Source organism: Streptomyces sp. NPDC058665 (genome assembly GCF_042714995.1).
GTDB lineage: Bacteria > Actinomycetota > Actinomycetes > Streptomycetales > Streptomycetaceae > Streptomyces.
The window spans coordinates 16,155-40,524 of record NZ_JBHXRX010000002.1; the positions used below are offsets into that span (position 1 = coordinate 16,155).

Here is a 24,370-nt window from a genome sequence, read left to right on the forward strand (position 1 = left end):
GGCTGTTCGCCGCACTCGAACAGCTACACCGTGTAGTGGGGCGGCTTTGGAGAGTGACGATCTCTCGGCTAGGGTCTGGCGCTTGGATCGGGCCGGACCGGACTTGTGGAGCGTCGAGCGTCATGAACAGTGCGCAGGACAGTCAGCACGGCGGACCTGGCGGACCTGGCGGAACCGGCGGCTTTGCCGGGCCTGACGGACGCCGCCGTCTCGTCCCGCAGGCCCTCGTCGTCGCCGTCCTGGCCGGCGGCACCTCCGCCTTCGTCGCCGACGACAAGGCAGTCAGCCTCAGCGTCGACGGCACCCCGCGCACGCTCCACACCTTCGCCGACGACGTGGCCGAACTCCTCGCCGACGAAGGCGTCAGGACCGGCGAGCACGACATCGTCGCCCCCGGGCGGAATGCCGAACTCAGCGACGGCGACACGGTGGTCGTGCGCCACGGCCGCCCCGTCATGCTCACCGTCGACGGCCGGCGCCGCCAGATCTGGACGACCGCCGACACCGTCGACGGCGCGCTGCGGCAGCTCGGCGTCCGCGCGCAGGGCGCCGTCCTGTCCGCCTCGCGCTCGTCCGCGATCCCGCGCGGCGGGCTCGCCCTCGACGTCCTCACCGAGCGCACCGTGACGTTCATGGCCGACGGGCGCGAGCGCACCATCCGTACGAACGCCGCGACCGTACGCGAGGCCCTGGCCGACGCCGGGTTGTCGCTGCACGGCCAGGACACCACCTCCGTACGGCCCGAGAGCTTCCCGCGCGACGGCCAGACGATCACCGTGATGCGTATCACCCGCGACGAGATCGTCCGCGACGAGGCCGTTCCGTACGACACCGAACGGATCCAGGATCCCTCGCTGTTCGCCGGCACGGAGGTCGTCACACGCCGGGGCGAGCAGGGGACGCGCCGCCTCACCTACGCGGTGCGCGCCGTCAACGGGGTGAAGCAGAAGCCCCGCGAGATCTCCGAGAAGCTCGTCCGCGCGCCCGTGACCCAGCGCGTCAGGGTCGGTACGAAGCAGCGCCCGGCCTCCGTCACGGGCGCGGACGGACTCGACTGGGCCGCGCTCGCCGCCTGCGAGTCGGGCGGCCGGCCGGACGCGGTCGACCCCTCGGGGACGTACGGCGGGCTGTATCAGTTCGACACCGCCACGTGGCACTCCCTCGGCGGCAGCGGACGCCCGCAGGACGCGTCAGCGGGCGAGCAGACGTACCGGGCGAAGAAGCTCTACGTGCAAAGGGGGGCGAGTCCGTGGCCGCACTGCGGCCGTAGGCTGCACGGGTGAGCACCACAGAGCCCGACGCCCTCCTGGGCCCCGCAGACATCCGCGAGCTGGCCGCCGCGCTGGGCGTACGCCCCACGAAGCAGCGCGGCCAGAACTTCGTCATCGACGCCAACACCGTCCGCCGGATCGTCCGTACGGCCGGTGTGCGGCCGGACGACGTGGTCGTGGAGGTGGGCCCCGGGCTCGGCTCGCTGACACTGGCGCTGCTGGAGGCGGCCGAGCATGTGACGGCCGTCGAGATCGACGACGTCCTCGCCGCGGCGCTGCCCCGCACGGTCGAGGCCCGGATGCCGGACCGCGCCGCCCGCTTCTCGCTGGTGCACGCGGACGCGATGCGGGTGAGCGAACTGCCGGGCCCCGCGCCCACCGCGCTGGTGGCGAATCTGCCGTACAACGTCGCCGTGCCCGTCCTGCTCCACATGCTGGAGCGGTTCCCGACGATCGAGCGGACCCTGATCATGGTCCAGGCGGAGGTCGCTGACCGGCTCGCGGCGGCGCCGGGGAACAAGGTGTACGGCGTGCCGTCGGTGAAGGCCAACTGGTACGCGGAGGTCAAGCGCGCCGGCGCGATCGGCCGCAATGTGTTCTGGCCCGCGCCGAACGTCGACTCCGGCCTCGTCTCGCTCGTCCGGCGCGCCGAGCCGCTGACGACGACCGCGTCACGCACCGAGGTCTTCGCGGTCGTGGACGCGGCCTTCGCGCAGCGCCGCAAGACGCTGCGCGCGGCGCTCGCGGGCTGGGCCGGGTCCGCCCCTGCGGCGGAGACGGCGCTGCTCGCGGCGGGTGTCTCGCCGCAGGCGCGGGGGGAGTCTTTGACGGTGGAGGAGTTCGCACGTATCGCGGAGTCGAAGGGAGCGGGCGCGTGAGCGACAGGGACACGGTGTCCGTACGGGTACGGGTACCGGCGAAGGTCAACGTCCAGCTGGCGGTGGGCGGGGCGCGCCCCGACGGCTTCCACGACCTGGCCAATGTCTTTCTCGCGGTGGGTCTCCACGACGAGATCACCGTGACCCCGGCCGACGAACTGCGCGTCACCTGCGCGGGCCCGGACGCGCACCAGGTGCCGCTGGACGCGACGAACCTCGCGGCGCGGGCGGCGATCGAGCTGGCGCGGCGGCACGGGGTCGAGCCGCGCGTCCATATCCACATCGACAAGGACATCCCCGTCGCGGGCGGCATGGCAGGCGGCAGCGCGGACGGCGCGGGCGCGCTGCTCGCGTGCGACACGCTCTGGGGGCTGGGCTCGTCGCAGGCCGAACTGCTCGCGATCTGCGCGGAGTTGGGCAGCGACGTGCCGTTCAGCCTGCTGGGCGGCGCGGCGCTGGGCGTCGGGCGCGGGGAGAGGCTGACGCCGCTGGAGGTGGGCGGCACCTTCCACTGGGTGTTCGCGGTCGCGGACGGCGGGCTGTCGACCCCGGCGGTGTACGCGGAGTTCGACCGCCTCAACGCGGCGGCCGACGTCCCGCCACCGGCCGCCGCCCCTGCCCTCCTCGCGGCCCTGCGCACGGGCGACGCGACGGCCCTGGCCGACACCCTCACCAACGACCTCCAGCCCGCGGCCCTCTCCCTGCGCCCGTCGCTGGCGGCGACGCTCACCACGGGCACGACGGCGGGCGCGCTGGCCGCGCTGGTCTCGGGCTCGGGCCCGACGACGGCGTTCCTGACGAAGGACGAGGAGTCGGCGACGTCGGTGGCCGAGACCCTGCTGGCCTCGGGCAACTGCCGCACGGCAAGGGTGACTTCATCCCCGGCACCGGGCGCCCGGGTGGTGTCCTGATGGACGGGTCGAAGACCGTGCCGCATCCCGCCGGTGGTCCCGTCGAGACGGAGTCGCCGATCGCGCTGCTCCGAGAGATCGCGGACGGCTCCGGCGGCCTCGTACAGCTCCGCCCCGGCCTCTCCGACGCCCGGATGGACGCGTGGGCGGCGCCGGTGCCGGAAGAGATCCGCGTCCTGCTGCGCGCCGTGGGCGGTGTCCGGATCGCCTTCGGCCGCCGGAAGGACGACGACGCCTTCCTCTTCTCGGAGATCGACTTCGACGCGTCGCTCAACGAAGGTACCCACCCCATGGGCGGGGACGGCAGCTGGTACGTGGAGCAGGCCGGCGGCCAAGGCACCCACCGCCTCGTCCATCTCGACTCGGCGGGCGGCTTCACCTACGTGGACGTCGACCGTGAAACCGGTGCCTGGGGGCCGGTGTTCATCTTCTGGGACGACAACGACACGACCCGGCTGGACAGTTCACTGCACGCCTGGCTGCACCGTACGGCCCGCTGTCTGCGCGAAGCCCTCGCGGACGCCGACGGAAACCCGCACGCGTTCGACTCCGCCTTCACGGAGACCTGGAGGGAGCCCCACCGGGACGCGCCCCAGGTGCCCACGATCCCCGCCGCCGAGGCACGGATGAGCCCGGATCCGGTCATCCGGTCCGTCGCCGCCGCGCTCCCCGACGACGGGTCGCTGGCGGACCTCCGTGAGGTGGCGGGCGCCGCGGTGGTGATCTTCGATTTCCCGGAGCCCTGCCGCTTCGGGCGGGCGCACGGCGGAACCGTACTCACGGCGATCCCGGCGGACCCGGACGAGGACTACTGAGTCGGAGCCTCCCGTACGTGCTGGTGGCCGTCGAGGGGGAACGGTGGCCGGGCGGGGAGGGTTTGGCGGTAGACGTAGCCGGTCTTCTCCGCGACGCGGCAGGAGGCCAAGTTGTCGACCTGGTGGAGCAGTTCGAGCCGGGTGACCCCGGCGAGCGTGCCGAACGCCCAGCCGCTCAGGGTCTCCAGGGCCCGCGACGCGATCCCCTGCCCCCGCGCCTCGGCGGCGGTCCAGTACCCGACCTCGGCACAATCACTCTGCCCGGCAGGGCACTTGACGACGACGTGCCCCACGATCCGCCCGCCCTCCCACACGGCGAAACTGAGCCGCTCCCCGCTCCGCCACCCCTCCCGCTGCAACTCCAGCCACCGAACGGCGTCCGCAACCCCGGTGACGGGGATACGGGTCCAGCGCCGGAGCAGGGGATCGCGGTAGATGTCGATGAGCGGCCGAACACCGCTGTCGTCCCAGGGGCGGAGGTCGAGACCGGGCGCCCCCTCGGGGGTCGGCTCGACCCGCAGTTCGACGGTCAACGGGGTGCGCTCCCTGTTCGCTCTGTGTTGCTCCGCGTTGTTCTGTGTTGCTCTGCGCGGACTCGCTCCACGGGAACGCTAGCCCCGCCCCGGCGCCCTGTCCGCACCGGCCCCGCCGGGGACAACCAGTGGAAGTCCCTAGGATGCGTTCGTGGCTCGATTCGATGAGGTCAAGGCGACGTTCTGGGGCGAGGGCCTGTACGGGGTGCAGGCACCGCTGACCGACGCGGTCGTTCACGATGCCGAGCGCCGGCTCGGTGTCCGTCTGCCGGCTTCGCTGCTGGAGATCCTGCGGGTTCAGAACGGCGGCCTGGTGGCGCAGCTGTGGAACGCGTTCCCGACCGACGTGCCGACGTCATGGAGCGAGAATCATGTTCCGCTCGACGACATGATGGGCATCGGCCGTCACGAGGGCCGGTTGTCATTGCTGGACTCGGCCTACCTGGTCGCGGAGTGGGGTCTGCCTTCACCGCTGGTTCTGTTCTCCGGTGACGGTCACTGCTGGACAGCTCTCGACTACCGGGCATGCGGAGAGCGCGGGGAGCCGTCCGTGACGTGGTTCGACGCGGAATGCGAGACGGAGCTCCCGCTGGCCGCGGACTTCCGGACGTTCGTCGAGCGGCTGACCGCGGCCACGTCACTCGACCCCGATGACGCGGACGGCAGCCGACCGGCGTCATGATCCGGCTCCGGCGGAGCCTGCCGAGTACAGCCTCACTGTCAGACCCCTGCGTTAGATTCCCGCCATGACTCAATACGTACTCGTGGCAGGGGCCTGGCTGGGCGCGTGGGCGTGGGACGAGGTGGTCGGGGAGTTGCGGGGTGCCGGGCACGGGGCCCACGCGCTGACGCTGGCCGGGCTGGCCGAGCGGCGGGATGAGCCGCGGGATGCCGCCATCGATCAGGAGACGCACGTCCAGGACATCGTGGGCGCCGTCGAACGGCTCGATCTGCGGGATGTCGTCCTGGTGGGGCACAGCTATTCGGGTATCCCGGTCGGGCAGGCCGCCCAGCGCGTCGGGGACCGGCTGGCCCGGGTGGTGTTCGTCGACTCGGACGTGCCGGCGGACGGGGAATCGTTCGTCTCCGGCAACCCGGCCGTCGAGGCGTCGATCGCGGAGAACGGCGGCTTCTGGGCGCCCCCCACCGCCGAGGACTACGCACAGCAGGGCCTCACGGACGAGCAGATCACCCGCATCGTGACCGGCGGGACGCCGCATCCCGGCGGGAGTCTGACCGGGCGGGCGAGGCTGGACGGGCCCCTCGGGGACCTTCCCGCGACGTACATCAAATGCCTGCTGGACTGGCCGGAGCTGTCGCCGGCCGTGGCCGAGCTGCTGAAGAGCGACAACTGGCGGCTGGTGGAGATGAACACCGGCCACTGGCCGATGTTCTCCCAGCCCCACGAACTGGCCCGGATCCTGCTCGACGCCTGACCCGGGCCGTAGCGGCGGAACGCCTGTCCCCCCGGACAGGCGTTCAGCTCTCTCAGACCTTCGTGGTGGTCTTCGCGTACGGCGACCCCTCCACCGGAGCCGGAGCCGCCGTCGGCGCCGGGCCGCCCTCGCTGAGACCGAACCGCCCGTGGAACTTCCGCAGGAAGCCGGGCGCGTACCAGGCCGAGCGGCCCAGCAGCCGCATCGCGGCCGGGACCAGCACACCGCGTACGGCGACGGCGTCGATGAGAATCGCCAGCCCGCTGCCCAGGCCGAACATCTGCATGAAGCTGACCTCGGCCGTCCCGAAGGCGAAGAAGCTCACCGCGAGCAGACAGGCCGCCGCCGTGACGATCCGTCCCGTGTGACCGAGGCCGTTGGTCACCGCCGACTCGTTGTCCTCGCCCAGGTCGTGGAGTTCCTTGATCCGGCTCGTGACGAACACCTCGTAGTCCATCGAGAGACCGAAGGCGATGACGAACATCAGCACCGTCATCGACGCTTCCATCGGCTGCGGTGTGACGCCGAGCGCCGACGCCAGATTGCCGTCCTGGAAGATCCAGGTCATGACGCCCAGCGTCGCTCCGAGACTGATCATGTTGAGGACCAGCGCGCGCAGCGGCTGCACGACGCTGCCTGTGAACAGGAACAGCAGGATGAAGGTGGTGACGGCGACCAGGGCAAGCGCGAGCGGGATCTGGGCGCCGATCGAGTCCTTGGAGTCGACCAGTCCGGCGTCGGCCCCGCCCACCAGCGACTCCGACCCGGCGGGCGGCGCGAGCGCCCGCACCTCCTTGACCAGAGCCTGCGCGTCGTCCGACTTCGGTTCCAGATCGCTCACCACGTTGAGCCGCTGCGCGTCAGGCCGGCTGAGCGCGCCGTTGCCGGGGCCGCCCGGCGAGGGCTGCCCGTCGACGTAGTTCCCGGCGCCTGTCTCGACCCGTACGACACCGTCGAGCCCGGAGAGTTCGGTCGCGTACGACGCCAACGGTGCCTGATTCACTGACGTGTTGAGGATGACGTGGATCGCAGAGTCGTCGTTGCCGCTGAACTTCTCGCGCAGCACCGAGGAGACCTGCCTGCTCTCCGCGTCCTCCGGCAGCACCCGCTCGTCCGGTGTGCCGAGGGTGATACCCAGCAGCGGGCTCGCCGCCAGTAGCAGCACCGCGAGCACGGGCAGCGCGGTGATCGCGGGCCGCCGCATGACGGTGCGCGCCAGCCGCCCCCACAGGGGCGTACGGGCGTCGGCGGCGCGCTCCTTCTTCGCCCACGGCAGCCGCCCGCTGTTGACCCGGTGCCCCAGGACCATGAACAGCGCCGGCATCACGAACAGCGTGCTGACCGCCGCGATGGCGACGACCCCGACCCCGGCGTAGCCGAACGAGCGCAGGAAGTACTGCGGGAACACCAGCAGCGCCGCGAGCGCCACGGCCACCGTCGCGGCGGAGAACGCGACCGTACGGCCCGCCGTACGCACCGTGTGCCGTACGGCGTCCTCCACGCCCGCCCCCGTCGCGAGCTGCTCCCGGAACCGGCTGATCATCAGCAGGGCGTAGTCGATGCCGAGACCGAGACCCAGCGCCGTGGTCAGGTTGGTCGCGGAGTTGGAGACGTCGGTGACGCCGCCGAGGAGGAACAGCTCGGCGAACGTACCCGCGATGGCGATCGTCCCGATGACCAGCGGCAGCAGGGCCGCGACCACGCTGCCGAAGACGACGAGCAGCAGCAGGAGGGTCAGCGGTACGGCGATGGCCTCGGCCAGGATGAGGTCGTCGAGCACCTGGGCCGACAGATCCACGCCCACACCGATGCCGCCGCCGGCCTGGACGCTGAGCCCGCCCTCGTACGAGCCGCTGTACTCGTCGACGAGGCTCTTGCCGTTCTTCTCCTGCTCCGTGGTGTCGCCCTTCACATGGACGAGCACCACGGCCTCGCGGCCGTCCTTCGAGATCAGGCCGGGGCTCTTCGTGTCCCAGTACGAGACCACGTTGTCCAGGGTCTTCTCGCCCTTGAGGTCGGCGACCAGAGCCCGGCCGCTCCTGTCGGCCTCCGGGGTGTCGACGCGGCCCTCGGGGGCCCGGACCAGCAGGACCAGATTGGTCTCGCCGCCGAACTTCTCCTCGATGGCCTTGCCCGCCCGGCTGGATTGTGAGGACGGGTCGTCGTAACCGCCCCCCTTCAGCTTGCCGAACGCGCCGGCGCCGACCGCGCCCATGAGGGCCACGGCTACGACGGCGACGACGAGTACCAGCCGGGACCGGCGGATCGCCAGATCGGCTATGCGTTCAAACACGCCCGTTCTCCTTTATGGACTTACCGAACTTACGGTGCGAAAAGATCAAATCGGCCTGGAGCAGCCGCAGCAGACGTTAGCGAGGAACAAGAAGATTTGGCAGTGTTAGATTTTCCTCACACTCCGGCACTTTCCCCGGCTTTCCTGGTGCCCCGCCGGACCCCGCGCCGTACCGTCGCCGTATGTCCGCAGCTGAACACCCGCCCGCACGGCCCTCGTTGCGCGACCGGCGCCGGGCCGCCGCCACCCAGGAGATCCTGGCCGCGGCCGAGACACAGATCACCGAGCAGGGGCCGCACGCGCTGTCGCTGCGAGCGGTCGCCCGGAATCTGGGCATGACCGTCCAGGCGCTCTACCACTACTTCCCGAACCGGGACGCGTTGATCACGGCGCTCATCACCAAGGCGTACGACGCGCTGGCCGATGCCGTGCAAGCGGCGGCCGACGCCACGCTCGCCGACCCGGCCGTGCCGCGCATGGTGATGGCGGCGGAGGGTTACCGCCGGTGGGCCATCGCCCACCCCGAGCTGTTCCAGCTCCTCTACGGCACACCGCTGCGGCAGTACGCGGCGCCCGTCGGGGGGCCGACCACCGAGGCCATGCTCCGGATGAGCGGGATCTTCCAGCGTGAGTTGTTCGACGGGTTCACCGAGGCCCAGCTCGCCGCCGCCGACGCCCCCGAGCTCTCATCCGAATTCCGGGAGTATCTGGGGCAGTTGAGGCCGGACGGCTCCAGTGGGCTGCCGGCCCCCGCGTCCGTGCTGCTCCTCCACGCGTGGGGGCATCTGCACGGCCTCGTCGTCCTGGAGGTGTTCGGGCACACCTCGTTCCTCGGCGGCCACCAGGCCGAGCTCTTCCGCATGGCGATGCGGAACACGCTCACGGACGTCCACAGCCGGATCCCCGCCTAGGTCCTGTCCGGGATGCCGCCCCCGGCGTGGAAGATCGCCGGAGTCGCCACCTCCTGGGCACACAGTTCAATCACAGCCGGTGAACCGCGAGTTCGTCAACGGCCCGTTCATCGACAGCCCTCGATCATGCCGTCACACTTTTGGACATGAGCACTGACAACACGGAGCTGGTCCTCAAATGCCTGGAGCTGTACGGCCAGGGCGACCTCGACGCCGTCACACCGCTCCTGCGCGACGACTACGTGGATCACGGGCTGCCGTTCCAGACCTCCACAAAGGCGGAGTGGGTCGCGAAAGCGGGGGAGGGGCCCCTCCGCGACCTGCGGATCGACATCCGCCGTCTCGTCTCGGAGGGCGACTACGTGACGATGTTCTCCCGGCGATGGCTGCCGGGCGGCGCGCTCGACATCGCGGTGGCCGACATCTTTCGTCTCCAGGACGGTCTGCTCGCGGAGCGCTGGGAGGTCGTGGAGCCGATCCCGCGGGACTCTCCGAACCCGGTCGCGACCTTGTGAACGGACCGGCCACACTGACCACATGGAGTTCGGTGCTCGGCCTAGACACCGCCCAGGCGGATGTTGAGCCGGGCCGCCTGGCGCGTCAAATGGTCGCGTTCCGCGAGGTTGGGCGCCTTGCGCGCCGCCTCCGCGTACAGCCGCGCCGCCGTCGCCAAGTCGCCGTCCCGCTCGTGCAGATACGCCGCCACGGCGGTGTGCCTGGGCAGTGAGTCGTCCACCGCCGCGAGCGCCACCAGACCGGCGCGCGGTCCGTCCGCCTCGCCCACGGCCACCGCGCGGTTGAGCCGGACGACCGGGCTGTCGGTCAGGCGCGTGAGTTCGTCGTACCACTCCACGATCTGCACCCAGTCGGTCTCCACGGCGGTCCGCGCGTCCGCGTGGAGCGCCGCGATGGCGGCCTGGGCCTGGAACTCGCCCAGCCGGTCCCGGGCGAGCGCACCTCGCAGGATCTCGATGCCCTCGGCGATCGACGTGGTGTCCCACCGCCCCCGGTCCTGCTCGGCGAGCGGTACGAGGCTCCCGTCGGGCGCGGTCCGGGCTCCGCGGCGGGCGTGGTGGATCATCATCAGGGCGAGCAGCCCCGACACCTCCGGATGGTCGATCGAGGCCGCGAGCTGCCGGGTGAGCCTGATCGCCTCGGCGGCGAGGTCGACATCCCCGGAGTACCCCTCGTTGAAGACCAGATAGAGGACGCGCAGCACGGTCGCGACATCGCCGGGCCGGTCGAACCGCACCTTGGAGACCGTGCGCTTGGCCCGGCTGATGCGCTGCGCCATCGTCGCCTCGGGCACCAGATACGCCTCGGCGATCTGCCGGGTGGTCAGCCCGCCGACGGCGCGCAGGGTGAGCGCGACCGCCGACGACGGCGTCAGTGACGGGTGGGCGCACAGGAAGTAGAGCCGGAGCGTGTCGTCCACGTCGGCCGCGGGCCCGGGTGCCGGCTCCTCCTCGACGAGGTCCTCCCGGCGGCGACGGGCGGTGTCCGCCCGCGCCGCGTCGAGGAACTGCCGCCAGGCCGCGGTGACCAGCCAGCCCTTCGGATCGCGCGGAGGGTCGTCGGGCCAGACACGGACCGCCTTCACCAGCGCGTCCTGTACGGCGTCCTCGGCCGCCGCGAAATCGGCTCCGCGGCGGACGAGGATCCCGAGCACGCTCGGTGTGAGGCTCCTGAGCAGCTCCTCGTTCACGTCAGTGGCAGTCCGCGATGGTGGGCGGCTCGGTCAGGAACGGACGCAGCTCAAGCCACTCGTGGATGGGCTCGCCACCCGCCCCGGGAGCGGCCGACAGCTCCCCGGCCAGCTCCACGGCCCGCTCGTAGCTGTCGACGTCGATCACCATCCACCCGGCGATCAAATCCTTGGTCTCGGCGAACGGCCCGTCGGTGACGGGCGGACGCCCCTCGCCGCCGTACTGGACCCACGTCCCCTCGGGAGCGAGCGCCTGCCCGTCGACGAACTCGCCGGTCTTCTCCAGCCGGTCCGCGAAGTCCCGCATGTACGTGACGTGCGCGGTGATCTCCTTCGGCGTCCACTTGTCCATGGGGACGTCGTTGACCGCGGAAGGGGCGCCGCGGTAGTGCTTCAGCAGCAGGTACTTGGCCATGGTGTGTCTCTCCTCGGTTCCGACGCGGCCCATTCTGGCCGCGTTCAGACCAGGGACGGAGCCGGGCACGCGTTCTCGACATCGTCGCGAGAAGTTTTTCCGGCCCGCGTACGTCAGTGGTGGTGGCCGTTCCGGCCCAGGGTTTCCACGGGGGTCGCGCCGGGGCGGGTCCACTGCGGTACGGGGCGGCTGGTCGGGCCCCAGGTCGCGTTCCCGTCCGCGTCCGAGCGCCAGGACCAGCACGCGTGGCGCCCCTCGGGCCAACCGGCGGGGTTGTCCTCCCACGTCTCGCCGCGGCCGTAGGGCGTCATGTCGAGCAGGCCCATGGCCCCGTTGACCCGCTCGTTGCCGCGGCCGGTGGTGGAGTAGGTGAGGAACACGCGGTCGCCGTCGCGCAGGAAGCAGGTGAGGTGCCCCATGCTGTCGCCGACCGGCGCGTCCAGGCCGCGCACCGAGTACCAGGGCTCGGTGTAGCCCATGAACTCGACGTAGGCGGCCACCTCGTCCCACCGGCCCGTGGTCAGGACGGCGAACGAGACGCCGCGGGCGTTGAGGTACACGGCGTCCTTCAGATGCCAGGCGGTGGTGGTGCACCCCTCGCACTGCCCCTGGTGCGGCGCCCCGTCGTACCACATGTGCTTGTAGACGACGAGCTCGTCACGCCCCTGGAACAACTCCAGGAACGGCACCGGCCCGTCCGCCCCGGTGACCTCGACGGTCCCGTCGAGCTCCATCATCGGCAGCCGCCGCCGGGCCGCGGCGATGGCGTCGCCCTCGCGGGTGTGGGCCTTCTCGCGGACCAGGAGCTCGTCACGGGCGGCCTGCCAGGCCGCCGGGTCGGCGAGGGGCGGGCGTCCGGGCGGTGTGGTGGCCATGGTGTCCTCCGTGGTGGCTTGTCCGGTACGGGGCTGCGCCGTACGACGTGCTACGACGCTCACCTGTGCAGACCGGAGCCGGGGCCGGAACTCATCGCGGCGGCCTCGGTGACGTGAGCCGCCGGGCAGCGGGACGGGCGCCCCGCTCGCGCACGGTTCGAATGCGCGAGCGGGATGGTACGGCCGGGTGGGTCAGACCAGGTGGTCGAACTCGCCGGCCTTCACGCCGAGCAGGAACGCTCGCAGCTTGTCGCGGTCCGTGGTGACGATCGTGCCCGGTGCGTCGCTCTCGCGGAGCAGGATCCGGCCGTCGACGTGGGCCAGTTCGACGCACTGGATCTCGGCGTCGGATCCGGAGAAGGAGGACTTCTGCCAGGTGATGGGGGTGCTGGTCATGAGGGGTGGCTCGCCTTCTGTGAATGTTGCGGTGTGCTGGGTGCGTTCAGCGGTTGGCACGCTCGTACGAGGGGAAGTCGGCGCGCCTCGGCGGTGCGGAAAACGTGGTACGGGTGAACGGTCCACTCCACCCAGGCACCCCGACGGCTGAGCGAGAACCCGCAGGGTTCGCCCCTGTGCAGAGCGGCTACGGCTCCGACGCAGCCGCCGCCCTCGGCCCAACTGAGGGCGCGTCTGCGCTCGGTGGGTGGGAGCGTGGTGGTGAGGGCGCGAACGGACTGCCGGATCTGGCGGATCGCCTCGGCGGGGGTGCGGGCGGAACGGCGTTCGATCGTCTCGACGTCCAAGCCCGCGGCGGTGAGCGAACGGTACGTGACGTGCTCGTACCAGTAGCGGATTTCCGCGTCCGGGCATGGCGAAGCTGCGGGCTGGAGCATGGAGGGGCCTTTCGCCGTCGTGGCGCGGTCACCCCCGCGCCTTGGCCGCCGGCATGAGGAGCGGGTGGGCGGGGGGTGACCCTTCGGACGTCGCGACGGGGCACGGGCCTGCCGAGGTGGCCCGTGTAGCCGGTGCGACGCGTAGTGACGGTAGCGTCACGGACGGCTTGTCGGCAAGTGTGCGCCGGGGCATATTTGCGAGGCCTAGACGGCGAAAGCCCCTCCGTCAGGTGACGGAGGGGCTCCAAGTGCAGGTCAGGGCGGGTCAGTTGGCGAAATGGTCGAACTCGCCAGCCTTTACGCCCGCGACGAAGGCGGCAAACTTGTTCCGGCTGGTGGTCGTGACTACGTTCGGGTCGTCACTCTCGCGCATGAGGATCTCGCCGTTATGCGCGGCGATCTCGACACACTGCGCTCCTCCCTCGGAGAACGACGACTTCTGCCAGTTGATTTCAGCGCTCATGTCTCTACCCCTCAGGGCGGGTCAGTTGGTGAAGTGGTCGAACTCGCCAGCTTTGACCCCGGCGATGAAGGCGGCGAACTTGTCGCGGTTGGTGGTCGTGATCGCGTTCGGGTCGTCACTCTCGCGTATGAGGACATCCCCGTTGCGCTCGGCGACTTCGACGCATTGTGCGCCCGAACCGGAGAACGATGACTTCTGCCAGTTGATTCTTGGGTTCATGCCTGCCTGTCTCACAGATCTCGTGCGATGTGGTGGATGAAGCTGCGCGACTCATCAGGCTCCAGAGAAGCCTGCTCGGCAAGGTCGAGCTGCGTTCGGTGTGCTTCCAGGTCGGCTGCGGCGTGAAGGAAGAGGCCGACAAACGGACTGTCGATGTGGACCGTGTCGAGCTGCGGAACGACCCCGCGCGCGTAAAGGGTGGTGTGAGTGACGTCAACGAAGTGTTCGCTGGCGAAGGGGATGACTCGAATCATTACCTCCGGGCGCTCGGACGCTTCGAGCAGGTGCTCAAGCTGCTTACGGGCGACCGCCCGGCCTCCCGGGCGCATCCGGAGCGCGGCCTCGTGCACGATGACCTCGCAGTCCGGAGGATTCTCGCGGTCGAGAACGGACTGCCGCCTCATGCGATGGTCCACCCGCGCCTGGATTTCGTCGGACGGCAGTCGCGGGATTGCTCCGGAAAACAGCGCTCGCGCGTAGTCATCCGTCTGCAACAGGCCGGGAAGGGTTACTGCTTGCAGGTATCGAAGTTCTACGGCGTGGTGCTCCAGCTCGGCGACGTTAAGGAAGTCGGGAGCCAGGATGCCGCGGTACTCGTCCCACCAGAACTGTCCCCGGTGTTCCCGCGAGATGGCGCACAGGGCATCAAGTAGTGCGGCATCGTCACAGGAGTAGTAGACGAAGAGCCGACGGATGCGCTCCTCGCTGATCCCGATCCGGCCCGCCTCCATGTGGCTGATCTTGGCCTGGTCGGTCGAAATCAGGCCGGCGGCCTCGCGGGCGGTCTTCCCCGCGCGGTCGCGAAGTTTCCGCAACTCCCCACCAAGGCGGGCCTGTCGTGCGGTCGGGTTGTCCCTCGGTGGCATGTCACCTTCCCCTGTCTGCTGCGCATTCTCGCTCGGAACGCTGTCACCGGTCCACTTGCTTCCAGTCCCGGTGGCTAGCTTGCCTAGTGGCATATATGCCACCTAGGGTACGCGAAGACCGCGTCGCATCGCGTAGGGAGACCCCGACATGCCCCCCGTAACCCCCACCCCCCACCACGGCGGCGAAAGCTACCGACTCGTCGTGCCCAACACCGCCCACGCCCCCAGGCTCGCCCGGGAGTTCGTTGCCGCGCTTCTCGATGTCAGCGGGTACGCCCCCCTCGTGGACGACGCCCGGCTCTGTGTCACCGAGCTCGTCACCAACGCGCATCGGCATACCCGGACCCCGCAGATCCGGGTCGAGGCCGTCGTCAGTCGGAAGCAGGCGACCGTGTACGTCTGCGACAGCAATCCCTGGGCACTGCCCGTGCCCGGCGAGGTTCAGGACGTACCGGAGAACGGGCAGGGGCTACGGCTCGTCGAGAGCGTCGCACGTGCCTGGGGGCTCACCATCTACGGTGGTCGCTCGCCCTCGTACAAGGCCGTCTGGTTCAGTCTCGCCCGGCACGGCGCCGCCGCGTGAGGGACCTCGTGGGGGACTTCCTTCTCGCCGCCGCCGGGCTCACCGCCCTCGCCGTGGGGCTCGTCCGGACACGGGTCGGGCCCGGCGCCGAGAGAGAAGCAGCACCGGGCCCGGCCTCGTGTCCGACAGGAGCTACGCCGCGTCGATGCGGGAGATGCTGCCGCCGAGCGTGAGCACGTACAGCTCGTGGTCACCGCCCTCGACGAACGAGATGACCTCGCCCGGGTTGACCCCGAGGTCACCCTGGGCGGTCACCGCGCCGTTCTCGATCGTCAGGGTGCGCACCGTGCCGTCGCAGTAGTCGCTGTAGAGGTACTGCCCCTGGAGGTCGGGGATCGCGTCGCCCCGGTAGACGAAGCCGCCGGTCACCGAGCAGCCCAGGCCGTTACGGTCGTACTCGTGCACCGGCGGGACGTGGTTCGCGGGCTCCGTGCCGCCGCGGAAGGGGTGGTTGCCCTCCATCGAGGCCCAGCCGTAGTTCTCGCCGCCCGCGCTGTCCGCGGAGGCCCAGTCGATCTCCTCCCACTCGCTCTGGCCGACGTCACCGATCAGCAGGTCGCCCGTGCCCGAGTCGAAGGAGAAGCGCCAGGGGTTGCGGAGCCCGTACGCCCAGATCTCGTCCTTGGCGTTCGGGTCGTCCACGAAGGGGTTGTCCGCCGGGACGGCGTACGGCTCGGCGCCCGCCGGGTCGATACGGAGGATCTTGCCGAGCAGGGTGTCGAGGTTCTGCCCGTTGCCCTGCGGGTCGCCGCCGGAGCCGCCGTCGCCGAGCGCGATGTAGAGATAACCGTCCGGGCCGAACTTGATGTCGCCGCCGTTGTGGTTCTCGAACGGCTGCGTCTGGGTCAGGACCGTGCGTCGTGTGTCCTGCTGGATCGCGCCGTCCTGTACGGCGAACTCGTCGATCGTGCTGGTGCCTTCAAGATTCGTGAACGAGATGTAGAAGTGCGCGAAGTCCTTGTCGAACGCGACGCCCAGCAGCCCGCGTTCGCCGTCGGTGGTGGTCTCGTCGGATATGTCGAGCACCGGCTCGCCGAGTCCCTGGTCGCCCAGGACCCGTACGGTGCCCGCGCGTTCGGCGATCCAGACCGTGCCGTCGGGCCCGGCGGCGCCGGCGATGGGGTTCGTGGCCGTGCCCACGTCCGTGAGTACGACCTCGGCCGCCGAAGGGCGCGAGGCGGCGGGCTCGTCGGCGGATGCCTGGCCCAGCGCGAGGGAACCGATGAGGCAGATGGTGCCGATGATCGCCGTGCTTCTGGTGCGAAATTTCACCGTGGCCTCCTGGAGGCGGCGAGTGGGGGGACACCAGGCTGCCTGGGCGGAGTTGTCAAGGGAGTCGCCCGTGCCAGCACGCAACCTGGGTGGGGGGATTGAGTGCAACTGGCCACGGGTGAGGCTACAGAGACAGGGGTGTTCCGGCCTAGACCAATACCGGTCCTTCTCGCTCGGCCGGTCTTGCCCGGCGCACGGGTGCCCACGCGGAACGAGGGCACCCGTGGCCGGGATTCACGGATTCACGGTGAGCCGGAAGGTCAGCCGAAGTTGTAGACCGTGACCGTCACGGACCCGCCCTCGTCGCTGATGGTGTACGAGCCGGGGCCCGTGTAGGGCACGCAGCCCGCGGCCAGGATGTCGTCCTCGTTGATACCCGTGTCGTCCTCACCCACGAAGGCGCACACCTGGGAGACGGGGTGGGGCGCGAATCGGTGCTCCGCGCCGCCGAACAGCGGATAGCGGGGCAGGGTGGGGGTGTTGATGTCCCGGTCCGGGTGCTCCCACAGTGCGGTCTGCTGGCCCCACGGGGCCCTCACGGTGACTTCGCCGTAAGGCTCGGGCAGGTCGTTGTCGTCGTTCTCCCGGGGGTTGGAGAACTCGATCGAGTACGTGATGGGCCCACCTGGCACCTCCGCCTGAGCCGCGCCGACGCTCACCCCGCCGGCCAGCACCAGAACTGTCGAGGCAAGGGCCGCAAACCGACCCGCAGATGTGGGACGCATACTTGTCTCCTTCGGCTATCGGTAGCCGCTTGGCTACGTTGAGTAGCGTATGGGTGTCTGAGCAGGCACGGAACGCTCCCGTGGCCAAACCGCCCGCAGGGATGGACCCGAAGCCCGAGGGGTCATTGCACGGGCGCGCGCACAGCAGATCCCCAGGTCCCCGCCTCGGCCTTCGCTCCGGGGCCGCCGCCCACCACCCGGACCGCCCGCCCGGGTCACCCCCCGCGCCGACTACCCTGGGACGTCGACCCGTCCGTCCCGTAGCCCGTCCCCGCAGCAGGAGTGAAATGGCCGTCAATCTGGTCAATGTCGAGGCAGTCACCAAGGTGTACGGCACCCGTGCGCTGCTCGACGGTGTCTCCCTCGGCGTCTCCGAGGGGGACCGGATCGGGGTCGTCGGGCGCAACGGAGACGGCAAGACCACCCTCATCCGGATGCTCGCCAAGCTTGAGGAGGCCGACACCGGGCGGGTCACGCACAGTGGCGGGCTGCGGCTCGGGGTGCTCACGCAGCACGACTCGCTCGATCCCGCCGCCACCGTCCGGCACGAGGTCATCGGCGATCTCGCAGACCACGAGTGGGCCGGGAACGCCAAGATCCGGGACGTGCTCACCGGGCTGTTCGGCGGGCTGGAGATGGCCGGGTTCCCGCAGGGGCTCGACACCGTCATCGGGCCGCTGTCCGGTGGCGAGCGGCGCCGGATCGCGCTGGCGAAGCTGCTCATCGCCGAGCAGGACGTGATCGTCCTCGACGAGCCGACCAACCACCTCGACGTCGAGGGCATCTCCTGGCTCGCCCGGCATCTGCGCGAGCGCCGCTCCGCGCTCGTCGTCGTGACACACGACCGGTGGTTCCTGGACCAGGTCTGCACGCGGATGTGGGACGTGCAGCGCGGCGCGGTGCACGAGTACGAGGGCGGCTACTCCGACTACGTCTTCGCCCGCGCCGAGCGTGAACGCATCGCGGCCACCGAGGAGTCCAAGCGGCAGAACCTGGTCCGCAAGGAGCTGGCGTGGCTGCGGCGCGGCCCGCCGGCCCGTACCTCCAAGCCGCGCTACCGCATCGAGGCCGCCAACGAACTGATCGCGGACGTGCCGCCGCCCCGCGACACCTCGTCGCTGATGAAGTTCGCCAACGCCCGTCTCGGCAAGACGGTCTTCGACCTGGAGGACGTGACTGTCCAGGCCGGGCCCAAGGTGCTGCTGAAGCATCTGACCTGGCAGCTCGGCCCCGGTGACCGGATCGGACTCGTCGGCGTCAACGGCGCGGGCAAGACCTCGCTGCTGCGCGCGCTCGCCGAGGCGGCCCGTACGCAGGGCGACATCCAGCCCACGGCCGGGAAGGTGATCGTCGGCCGGACCGTCAAGCTGGCGTACCTGTCGCAGGAGGTCGGCGAACTCAAGCCCACGCTGCGCGTGTTGGAGGCCGTCCAGCAGGTGCGCGACCGGGTCGACCTCGGCAAGGGGCGGGAGATGACGGCCGGGCAGCTCTGTGAGCAGTTCGGCTTCGGCAAGGACAAGCAGTGGACGCCCGTGGGCGATCTGTCCGGTGGTGAGCGGCGCAGGCTCCAGATCCTGCGGCTGCTGATGGACGAGCCCAACGTGCTGTTCCTGGACGAGCCGACGAACGACCTCGACATCGAGACGCTCACCCAGCTCGAAGACCTCCTCGACGGCTGGCCCGGCTCCATGGTCGTCATCAGCCACGACCGGTTCTTCATCGAGCGGACGACGGACAAGGTGTACGCGCTCCTCGGCGACGCCGCCCTGCGTCATCTGCCGCGCGGTATCGACGAATATCTCGAACGGCGGCGCCAGGTCGTCGAGTCGGCGGCCCCCGCGCCGGCGCGGACCGGTGGAACGCCCGCACCGGCCGCCGCCGCACCCGCCGCGTCAGCGAAGGACAACCGCGCCGCGAAGAAGGAACTCCAGCGCATCGAGCGGCAGCTGGACAAGATGTCGACGCGCGAGACAGCGCTGCACGGACAGATCGCTGAAAGCGCCACGGATTTCGACAAGGTGGCGAAACTCGACAGTGAGCTACGTGAACTCGTCGCCCAGCGCGATGAGTTGGAGATGCGCTGGATGGAGCTCGCCGAGGACGCGTAGAGGTCCCGTACAGACCTCGTAACAACCGCATCACGGGCCGGTCCTCCCTTGGGAACAGGGGAGGACCGGCCCGTCCCGTACAGGGATGCGAGTGATACAAAGAAGGCCCGCTCGACTGACGTGACACTGCGGATTCCAAGCCCGAATCGCTCCATCCGGTGGCCATCGGCTCGTATTCGAGAGCTGATTTCCAGCCAACCGGAATCGCGGGGGAGACCGACCGGACGAAGGACCGTACGACAAGGGGGGAAGCGCTGATGACCCAGCCGCCCAGCCAGCCACCGCCGCCGGGCCAGCAGCCGGGCCAACAGCCGGGATACGGCTACCCGCAGGGACCGCCGCAGGGCGAGCCCGGCTACGGGTACCCGCAGCAGACACCGCCCGCCCCGGGCCAGCCGCCGGCGCAGCCGGGGCCGTACAACCAGCCCGGACCTTACGGGCAGCAGCCGGGCCAGCCTGGCCCCTACGCGCAGCAGCCGGGTCCGTACGGCCAGCAGCCCGGTCCCTACAACCAGCCGGGACCGTACGGTTCCCAGCCCAACCCGTACGGCGGTGGCGGCGGCTATCCGCCCCAGCAGTTCCCCGGCGCGCCCACCCCGCCCCCGGGCGGCAGCGGCGGCGGCAACTTCTTCCAGCGCAAGCCCGGCGTCGTCATCGCCGCGGCTGTCGCGGGCCTGCTCGTCATCGGCGGCGGCACCTGGTTCGCCCTCAGCGGTGACGACGGCGACGGCGGCAAGAAGAACGTCAGCAAGGACAAGGACGCCAAGCCCACCGGTGAGTCCGTCCCGGACGACGGCGACGGCACCGGCGGCGGGCGCGAGGCGCAGGACGACCTCAACGCCGGGCGCAAGGACGGCGAGTCGAAGGTCCTGTGGCTCCAGAAGAACGATGTCGACCTGCCGAAGAACGGCGCCGACGTGCATGGCCCGTGGTTCGCCGGCGATGTCGTCGCCAAGGCGATGTACAAGAAGATGGTCGGGTACGGCGCGGCCGACGGCAAGCAGAAGTGGAGCCTCACCCTGCCCGCCGAGGTGTGCGCCTCACCCTCGCTGCCCACGGCCGACGGCAAGATCGTCATCGCGATCAAGGACGGCGTCTCGGAGAAGGCCGACTGCACCGTGCTCCAGCAGGTCGACCTCAAGACCGGCAAGGGCGGCTGGAAGCAGGAGGTCAAGCAGGCCGGCAACTGGGACTTCCTCTCCGACATCACCCTCGCGATCAACGGCGGCACCGTCACCGCGGCGCGCACCGGCCATGTCAACGCCTACCGGATGAGCGACGGCAAGGAACTCTTCGACGAGGTGCCCGGCGACTGCCAGCCGAACGCCATCTCCAGCGGCCCCCGGATGATCGCCGCCGAGACGTGCCCCGGCGGTGACATAGACAAGCAGCAGAACCAGGTGCAGGAGCTCGACCCGGCCACCGGCAAGGCCAAGTGGACGTACAAGCTCAAGACCAACTGGGAGCTCGACAAGGTCTATTCGAGCGACCCGATCGTCCTGTCGCTGACCGAGCCGGACAAGAAGACCTGGGCCATCGTCGCGCTCAACGCCAACGGCACCGTGCGCTCGCAGATCGACGGCGGCAAGGACAAGTTCCAGCCCAACTGCGGCGGAGGCTTCATCGTCTTCGGCACCAACCTGGACGGCTGCACCGGTGTCGCCGCCGACGCCGACACCTTCTACATGTCGACGCAGCCCAGCGAGACCGGCTCGAACGGCACCAACGAGGTCATCGCCTTCAACCTCGCCACCGGCAAGGCGAAGTGGCGCGCCAAGGCCCCGTCCGGGCGCGTCATGACGCCGCTGCGGATGGAGGGCGCGAACGTGGTCGTGTACTACGAACCCTCGTACGACAAGGGCGGCGCGGTCGCGACCCTCGCGCCGACCGGCGGCTCGCCCAAGGTGGTCCTGCAGAATCCGGAGTCCACGTCCGAGATCGAGAACTCCTTCTACGACTCCGAACTGGACTACGTGGACGGGCGGTTCTTCGTAACAAGCAGCCGCGTCAGCGCCAGTGACGACAAGGCCGAGATGGAGACGAAGACCATGATGGCGTTCGGCAAGTGATGAGCTTCTCGCACACGAGCCGCCTCCGGGCGACGCGCCTTCCGTCCGTCTTCCGTCCCCCGCTCCGTACTCGCACCCGTTTCGAGGTAAGCACGCCATGACGCAGCCACCGCAGCCGCCCAACGAGCCCCCGCAGGGAGGGTTCGGCCAGCCGCAGGAGCCACCGGCCGGTGGCTTCGGCGCACCGACCGAGCCGCCCCCCGGCGGCTTCGGGGCCCCGACGCCGCCGCCCCAGCAGCCCGGTTACGGCTACCCGCAGCAGCAGCCCGGCCAGCCGCAGTACGGCTATCCGCAGCAGCCGCCGACGCAGCCCGCGGGCCAGCCGGGGTACGGCCAGCCGCAACAGCCCCCCGGTCAGCCGCAGTACGGGTATCCGCAGGGAGCCCAGCCCCAGTACGGCTACCCGCAGCAGCCCGGCCAGCCGTACGGCCAGCCGGGACCCGGCGGGCCCGGCGCTCCGGGCGGTCCCGGCGGCGGCAGGAAGATCAGCGCGCAGACGCAGATCATCGTCGCCGCGGTGGTCGCCGTCGTCCTGATCGTCGGCGGTGGCGTCTACTTCGCCTCCAGCGGTGACGACAAGAAGGACGAGGCCAAGAAGTCCGACACCAAGGGCGGCGACGGCAAGGGCGGGAAGTCCCTCGGGGGCGGCGACGAGAAGCCGCCGGCCAACACCAAGTCGAAGGTCGCCTTCCAGCTGCCGCAGCCCAAGGTCGGTGACATCACCGATGTGTCGGGCTCGTGGATCACCGACAAGGCGTACGTCAAGACCGGTGTGAACCAGATCGTCGCCTACGACCCGGAGGCGGGCAAGCAGCTCTGGACCATCCCGCTGCCCGGCCAGGTCTGCGCGGCCTCGCGCCACGCCACCGAGGACGACAAGACGGCCGTCGTCTTCGCGGCGAGCAAGCCGACCGCCAAGGACAAGTACGTCTCCTGCACCGAGGTCGGCGCGATCGACCTCGTCGCGGGCAAGCTGCTGTGGACCAAGTCGGTGACGGGCGGCAACGCCGGTGACGACAAGGCCGCCTTCAACGAGGTCACCCTCAGCGGAAAGACCATCGCCGCCGGCGGCACCGACGGCGGCGCGGCCTGGGACCTCACCTCCGGCGAGAACCTGTGGAAGCCCGAGGTCAACGCCGAGGGCTGCTACGACATGGGTTACGGCGGCGGCCCCGGGCTCGTCGCGGCGCGCAAGTGCGGTTCGTACGACGACCCGACGGTCCTCGTGCAGAACGTGAACCCGGCCGACGGGTCCCCGATCTCCGAGTTCAAGATGCCCGCGGGCGTCGAGTACGTCTCGGTCGTCTCCACCAAGCCGCTGGTCGTCGCGGCCGACGTCGGCGACACCGCCGGTGACGGCAGCGGCATCTCGGACTTCTTCTCCATCGACGAGAAGACCGGCAAGCTGCGCGCCAAGATCCCCGTGGACGCCGACAAGTACGCGGGCCGGTGCGCCTCCACCGAGGTCGAGCAGTGCGGCAAGCTCGCCGTCGGCAACGACCGGATCTATGTGCCGACCGAGGAGCACGAGGGCACCGGCGAGGACTACGGCCAGACCAACGAGATCGTCTCCTTCGACCTCGCCACCGGCAAGGCCACGACCGACCGGGCCGACGCGGGTGAGCGGTACGCCATGTACCCGCTGCGCATGGACGGTTCGAACATCATCGCGTACAAGTGGCCCCCGTACGACAAGGGCGGACAGATCGTCTCCATCGACGGCGGCACTTTCAAGGAGACGCTGCTGATGGAGAATCCGAGCGAGGAGTCCGTCCGCGAGGCGGAGACCAGCTTCTCGCTGGACGGCGCGGAGATCAGGTACGGCGGCGGCCGGATGTACACCTCGGAGACGCTGATCAGCGAGCCGAGCGAGTACAGCAAGGCCCGCACGCTGTACCGCGTGGGGGCGTACACCACTAACTCCCCCGTTTCCTCTAACGCGGGGGGGGCTCTCCCAGCGCCCGCCCGGCGTTCGTCGTAGGGGTCCGCCCCCTGAATCGCGGCGAATTCGACAAGTGGGCGCCTTCTTACCCGTATGGGGGCGCGCGACCCCGGCGGAGCGTGTAGCTTGCCGGGTCAGGGGGGCCGGGGGGCCCAGGGCCGGCGGGGATGGGATTTGCTCGATGGGCGTACGGCTCATGGTGGTTGACGACCACAGACTGCTCGCCGAGGCGCTGGCCTCGGCACTGAAACTGCGCGGGCACCGGGTGCTCGCCGCGGCGGCGCCCACGGCGGGCGCCGCCGAACTGGTCGTGAGCCGGGCGCCCGAGGTGTGCCTCATGGGGACCGCGGCACCGGCCGAGCCCGGCGCCTTCGACCCGATCGTACGGATCAGACGCGACCGCCCCCAGGTGGCGGTCGTGGTGCTGGGTCCGGTGCCGAGCCCGCGCGGCATCGCCGCCGCCTTCGCGGCCGGGGCCTGCGGATACGTACGGCACGACGAGCGCATCGAGGGCGTCGAGCGGGCCATCGTGAAGGCACGGGCGGGCGACGCGGCCGTGGCGCCTGGGCTGTTGCAGGGCGCGTTCACGGAGCTGCTGAATCCCGTGGCCCAGCCCGACGACGAGGGGCAGCGGCTGCTGCGGATGCTCACCCCGCGCGAGATCGAGGTGCTGGTGCGGGTCGCCGAGGGGGAGGACACCCGGCTGATCGCCGCCGGTATGGGCATCGCGCCGAGCACGGCCCGTACGCATGTGCAGCGGGTCCTGATGAAGCTGGGCGTCGGCTCCCGGCTGGAGGCCGCGGCGCTGGCCGCGCGGACGGGGCTGCTGGACCGGGCGGCCGTGAGCGTCCTGCCGGGCGAGCCCCCGGACACGGCGAAGGGGCCGGACGCCACGTACGAATGAGTACGTGACCCCCGGCCCCCGCGTGGGCGCGACTACTTCTCCGGGCCGGTCCCGTCGGTCGCGGTCCGCGCCGGTATCTCCACCGGGCGCAGCTTCATCCAGCCGAGGAAGAACAGGCCGAGCGCCAGCATCGCCAGCCCCGTCCAGAGGTTGATGTTGACGTCCTCGGCCTTCTTCAGGTCCGCGTCGGAGACGAAGACACCGGCGACGGTGACGATCACCCCGTACAGCGTGAACAGACCGCCGATGATGAGACGGATGTCGAACAGGCGGGCCGCGGTGGCGGACCGGTTTTCCAGTTCGGAGACTTCTTTGTGCAGGTCGGACATGGTGTGTGCCTCCG

At 70.3% G+C, this 24,370-nt stretch carries 26 protein-coding genes; 13 read left to right on the plus strand and 13 right to left on the minus strand.

Annotation, left to right across the window (positions count from 1 at the left end):
• Positions 1 to 35 precede the first annotated feature (35 nt).
• The 4 genes from ACFWV8_RS01460 to ACFWV8_RS01475 are packed head-to-tail and all read left to right on the plus strand — an operon-like array spanning position 36 to position 3,875.
• Positions 36 to 1,283: a ubiquitin-like domain-containing protein gene (locus ACFWV8_RS01460; protein WP_384196939.1), complete on the plus strand. Its 1,248-nt coding sequence runs from the start codon at positions 36 to 38 to the stop codon at positions 1,281 to 1,283.
• A complete protein-coding gene (rsmA, locus tag ACFWV8_RS01465) occupies positions 1,280 to 2,149 on the plus strand; it encodes a 16S rRNA (adenine(1518)-N(6)/adenine(1519)-N(6))-dimethyltransferase RsmA (protein WP_384196941.1) in 870 nt (289 codons plus the stop codon). Before ACFWV8_RS01460 ends, rsmA begins: the two co-directional genes overlap by 4 nt.
• Positions 2,146 to 3,060, plus strand: a complete 915-nt coding sequence (locus ACFWV8_RS01470) for a 4-(cytidine 5'-diphospho)-2-C-methyl-D-erythritol kinase (protein WP_384196942.1) — start codon at positions 2,146 to 2,148, stop codon at positions 3,058 to 3,060. The genes rsmA and ACFWV8_RS01470 overlap by 4 nt, the downstream gene beginning before the upstream one ends.
• The gene (locus ACFWV8_RS01475; RefSeq protein WP_384196944.1) at positions 3,060 to 3,875 is read left to right on the plus strand and encodes a hypothetical protein; all 816 of its coding nucleotides are present in this window, start codon (positions 3,060 to 3,062) and stop codon (positions 3,873 to 3,875) included. Before ACFWV8_RS01470 ends, ACFWV8_RS01475 begins: the two co-directional genes overlap by 1 nt.
• On the opposite strand, the gene ACFWV8_RS01480 is transcribed toward ACFWV8_RS01475, so the two are convergent.
• Positions 3,869 to 4,408: a GNAT family N-acetyltransferase gene (locus ACFWV8_RS01480; protein ID WP_384196946.1), complete on the minus strand. Its 540-nt coding sequence runs from the start codon at positions 4,406 to 4,408 to the stop codon at positions 3,869 to 3,871. The genes ACFWV8_RS01475 and ACFWV8_RS01480 overlap by 7 nt on opposite strands.
• Positions 4,409 to 4,559: 151 nt before the next feature.
• Between ACFWV8_RS01480 and ACFWV8_RS01485 the strand changes: the two genes are divergently transcribed.
• Both ACFWV8_RS01485 and ACFWV8_RS01490 read left to right on the plus strand, forming a co-directional pair.
• Positions 4,560 to 5,090: an SMI1/KNR4 family protein gene (locus tag ACFWV8_RS01485; RefSeq protein WP_384196948.1), complete on the plus strand. Its 531-nt coding sequence runs from the start codon at positions 4,560 to 4,562 to the stop codon at positions 5,088 to 5,090.
• Positions 5,091 to 5,154: 64 nt separating this feature from the next.
• On the plus strand, positions 5,155 to 5,844 hold the full coding sequence (locus ACFWV8_RS01490) for an alpha/beta fold hydrolase (RefSeq protein WP_384196949.1): 690 nt from the start codon (positions 5,155 to 5,157) through the stop codon (positions 5,842 to 5,844).
• A gap of 52 nt (positions 5,845 to 5,896) precedes the next feature.
• On the opposite strand, the gene ACFWV8_RS01495 is transcribed toward ACFWV8_RS01490, so the two are convergent.
• Entirely contained in the window at positions 5,897 to 8,137 is a 2,241-nt protein-coding gene (locus ACFWV8_RS01495; protein ID WP_384196951.1) for an MMPL family transporter, read from the minus strand.
• A gap of 182 nt (positions 8,138 to 8,319) precedes the next feature.
• Between ACFWV8_RS01495 and ACFWV8_RS01500 the strand changes: the two genes are divergently transcribed.
• Positions 8,320 to 9,048, plus strand: a complete 729-nt coding sequence (locus tag ACFWV8_RS01500; RefSeq protein WP_384196953.1) for a TetR/AcrR family transcriptional regulator — start codon at positions 8,320 to 8,322, stop codon at positions 9,046 to 9,048.
• Between the two features lie 146 nt (positions 9,049 to 9,194).
• Positions 9,195 to 9,563, plus strand: a complete 369-nt coding sequence (locus ACFWV8_RS01505) for a nuclear transport factor 2 family protein (protein WP_384196955.1) — start codon at positions 9,195 to 9,197, stop codon at positions 9,561 to 9,563.
• A 41-nt stretch (positions 9,564 to 9,604) separates the two neighbouring features.
• On the opposite strand, the gene ACFWV8_RS01510 is transcribed toward ACFWV8_RS01505, so the two are convergent.
• From ACFWV8_RS01510 to ACFWV8_RS01545, 8 genes are all read right to left on the minus strand, one after another.
• Positions 9,605 to 10,753, minus strand: coding sequence for an RNA polymerase sigma factor (locus ACFWV8_RS01510; protein WP_384196956.1), 1,149 nt, complete (start codon positions 10,751 to 10,753; stop codon positions 9,605 to 9,607).
• A 1-nt stretch (position 10,754) separates the two neighbouring features.
• On the minus strand, positions 10,755 to 11,168 hold the full coding sequence (locus tag ACFWV8_RS01515) for a YciI family protein (protein ID WP_384196958.1): 414 nt from the start codon (positions 11,166 to 11,168) through the stop codon (positions 10,755 to 10,757).
• Between the two features lie 113 nt (positions 11,169 to 11,281).
• On the minus strand, positions 11,282 to 12,043 hold the full coding sequence (locus ACFWV8_RS01520) for a DUF899 family protein (RefSeq protein ID WP_384196960.1): 762 nt from the start codon (positions 12,041 to 12,043) through the stop codon (positions 11,282 to 11,284).
• Between the two features lie 192 nt (positions 12,044 to 12,235).
• Positions 12,236 to 12,439, minus strand: a complete 204-nt coding sequence (locus tag ACFWV8_RS01525; RefSeq protein ID WP_384196962.1) for a DUF397 domain-containing protein — start codon at positions 12,437 to 12,439, stop codon at positions 12,236 to 12,238.
• Positions 12,436 to 12,876, minus strand: coding sequence for a hypothetical protein (locus ACFWV8_RS01530; protein WP_384196963.1), 441 nt, complete (start codon positions 12,874 to 12,876; stop codon positions 12,436 to 12,438). Before ACFWV8_RS01530 ends, ACFWV8_RS01525 begins: the two co-directional genes overlap by 4 nt.
• A gap of 265 nt (positions 12,877 to 13,141) precedes the next feature.
• Positions 13,142 to 13,339 (minus strand): DUF397 domain-containing protein, encoded by a 198-nt coding sequence (locus ACFWV8_RS01535; protein ID WP_384196964.1) that lies wholly within the window; start codon positions 13,337 to 13,339, stop codon positions 13,142 to 13,144.
• Positions 13,340 to 13,360: 21 nt separating this feature from the next.
• A complete protein-coding gene (locus ACFWV8_RS01540) occupies positions 13,361 to 13,558 on the minus strand; it encodes a DUF397 domain-containing protein (RefSeq protein WP_384196966.1) in 198 nt (65 codons plus the stop codon).
• 11 nt (positions 13,559 to 13,569) lie between these two features.
• The gene (locus ACFWV8_RS01545) at positions 13,570 to 14,424 is read right to left on the minus strand and encodes a helix-turn-helix domain-containing protein (protein ID WP_384196968.1); all 855 of its coding nucleotides are present in this window, start codon (positions 14,422 to 14,424) and stop codon (positions 13,570 to 13,572) included.
• A 148-nt stretch (positions 14,425 to 14,572) separates the two neighbouring features.
• Between ACFWV8_RS01545 and ACFWV8_RS01550 the strand changes: the two genes are divergently transcribed.
• A complete protein-coding gene (locus ACFWV8_RS01550; protein WP_384196970.1) occupies positions 14,573 to 15,007 on the plus strand; it encodes an ATP-binding protein in 435 nt (144 codons plus the stop codon).
• 132 nt (positions 15,008 to 15,139) lie between these two features.
• Here ACFWV8_RS01550 and ACFWV8_RS01555 read toward each other — a convergent pair whose 3' ends face one another.
• Positions 15,140 to 16,279, minus strand: coding sequence for a PQQ-dependent sugar dehydrogenase (locus tag ACFWV8_RS01555; protein ID WP_384196971.1), 1,140 nt, complete (start codon positions 16,277 to 16,279; stop codon positions 15,140 to 15,142).
• A gap of 260 nt (positions 16,280 to 16,539) precedes the next feature.
• A complete protein-coding gene (locus tag ACFWV8_RS01560) occupies positions 16,540 to 17,004 on the minus strand; it encodes a hypothetical protein (RefSeq protein WP_384196973.1) in 465 nt (154 codons plus the stop codon).
• A gap of 287 nt (positions 17,005 to 17,291) precedes the next feature.
• Here ACFWV8_RS01560 and ACFWV8_RS01565 point away from each other — a divergent pair, with 287 nt between their 5' ends.
• The 4 genes from ACFWV8_RS01565 (at position 17,292) to ACFWV8_RS01580 (ending at position 24,027) form a co-directional block, all read left to right on the plus strand.
• Positions 17,292 to 19,112: an ABC-F family ATP-binding cassette domain-containing protein gene (locus ACFWV8_RS01565; RefSeq protein WP_384196975.1), complete on the plus strand. Its 1,821-nt coding sequence runs from the start codon at positions 17,292 to 17,294 to the stop codon at positions 19,110 to 19,112.
• A 257-nt stretch (positions 19,113 to 19,369) separates the two neighbouring features.
• The gene (locus tag ACFWV8_RS01570) at positions 19,370 to 21,181 is read left to right on the plus strand and encodes a PQQ-binding-like beta-propeller repeat protein (RefSeq protein ID WP_384196977.1); all 1,812 of its coding nucleotides are present in this window, start codon (positions 19,370 to 19,372) and stop codon (positions 21,179 to 21,181) included.
• Positions 21,182 to 21,278: 97 nt separating this feature from the next.
• A complete protein-coding gene (locus ACFWV8_RS01575) occupies positions 21,279 to 23,162 on the plus strand; it encodes a PQQ-binding-like beta-propeller repeat protein (protein ID WP_384196979.1) in 1,884 nt (627 codons plus the stop codon).
• Positions 23,163 to 23,304: 142 nt separating this feature from the next.
• Positions 23,305 to 24,027 (plus strand): LuxR C-terminal-related transcriptional regulator, encoded by a 723-nt coding sequence (locus tag ACFWV8_RS01580; RefSeq protein WP_384196981.1) that lies wholly within the window; start codon positions 23,305 to 23,307, stop codon positions 24,025 to 24,027.
• 32 nt (positions 24,028 to 24,059) lie between these two features.
• Here ACFWV8_RS01580 and ACFWV8_RS01585 read toward each other — a convergent pair whose 3' ends face one another.
• A complete protein-coding gene (locus tag ACFWV8_RS01585; RefSeq protein ID WP_384196983.1) occupies positions 24,060 to 24,356 on the minus strand; it encodes a hypothetical protein in 297 nt (98 codons plus the stop codon).
• Positions 24,357 to 24,370 lie beyond the last annotated feature (14 nt).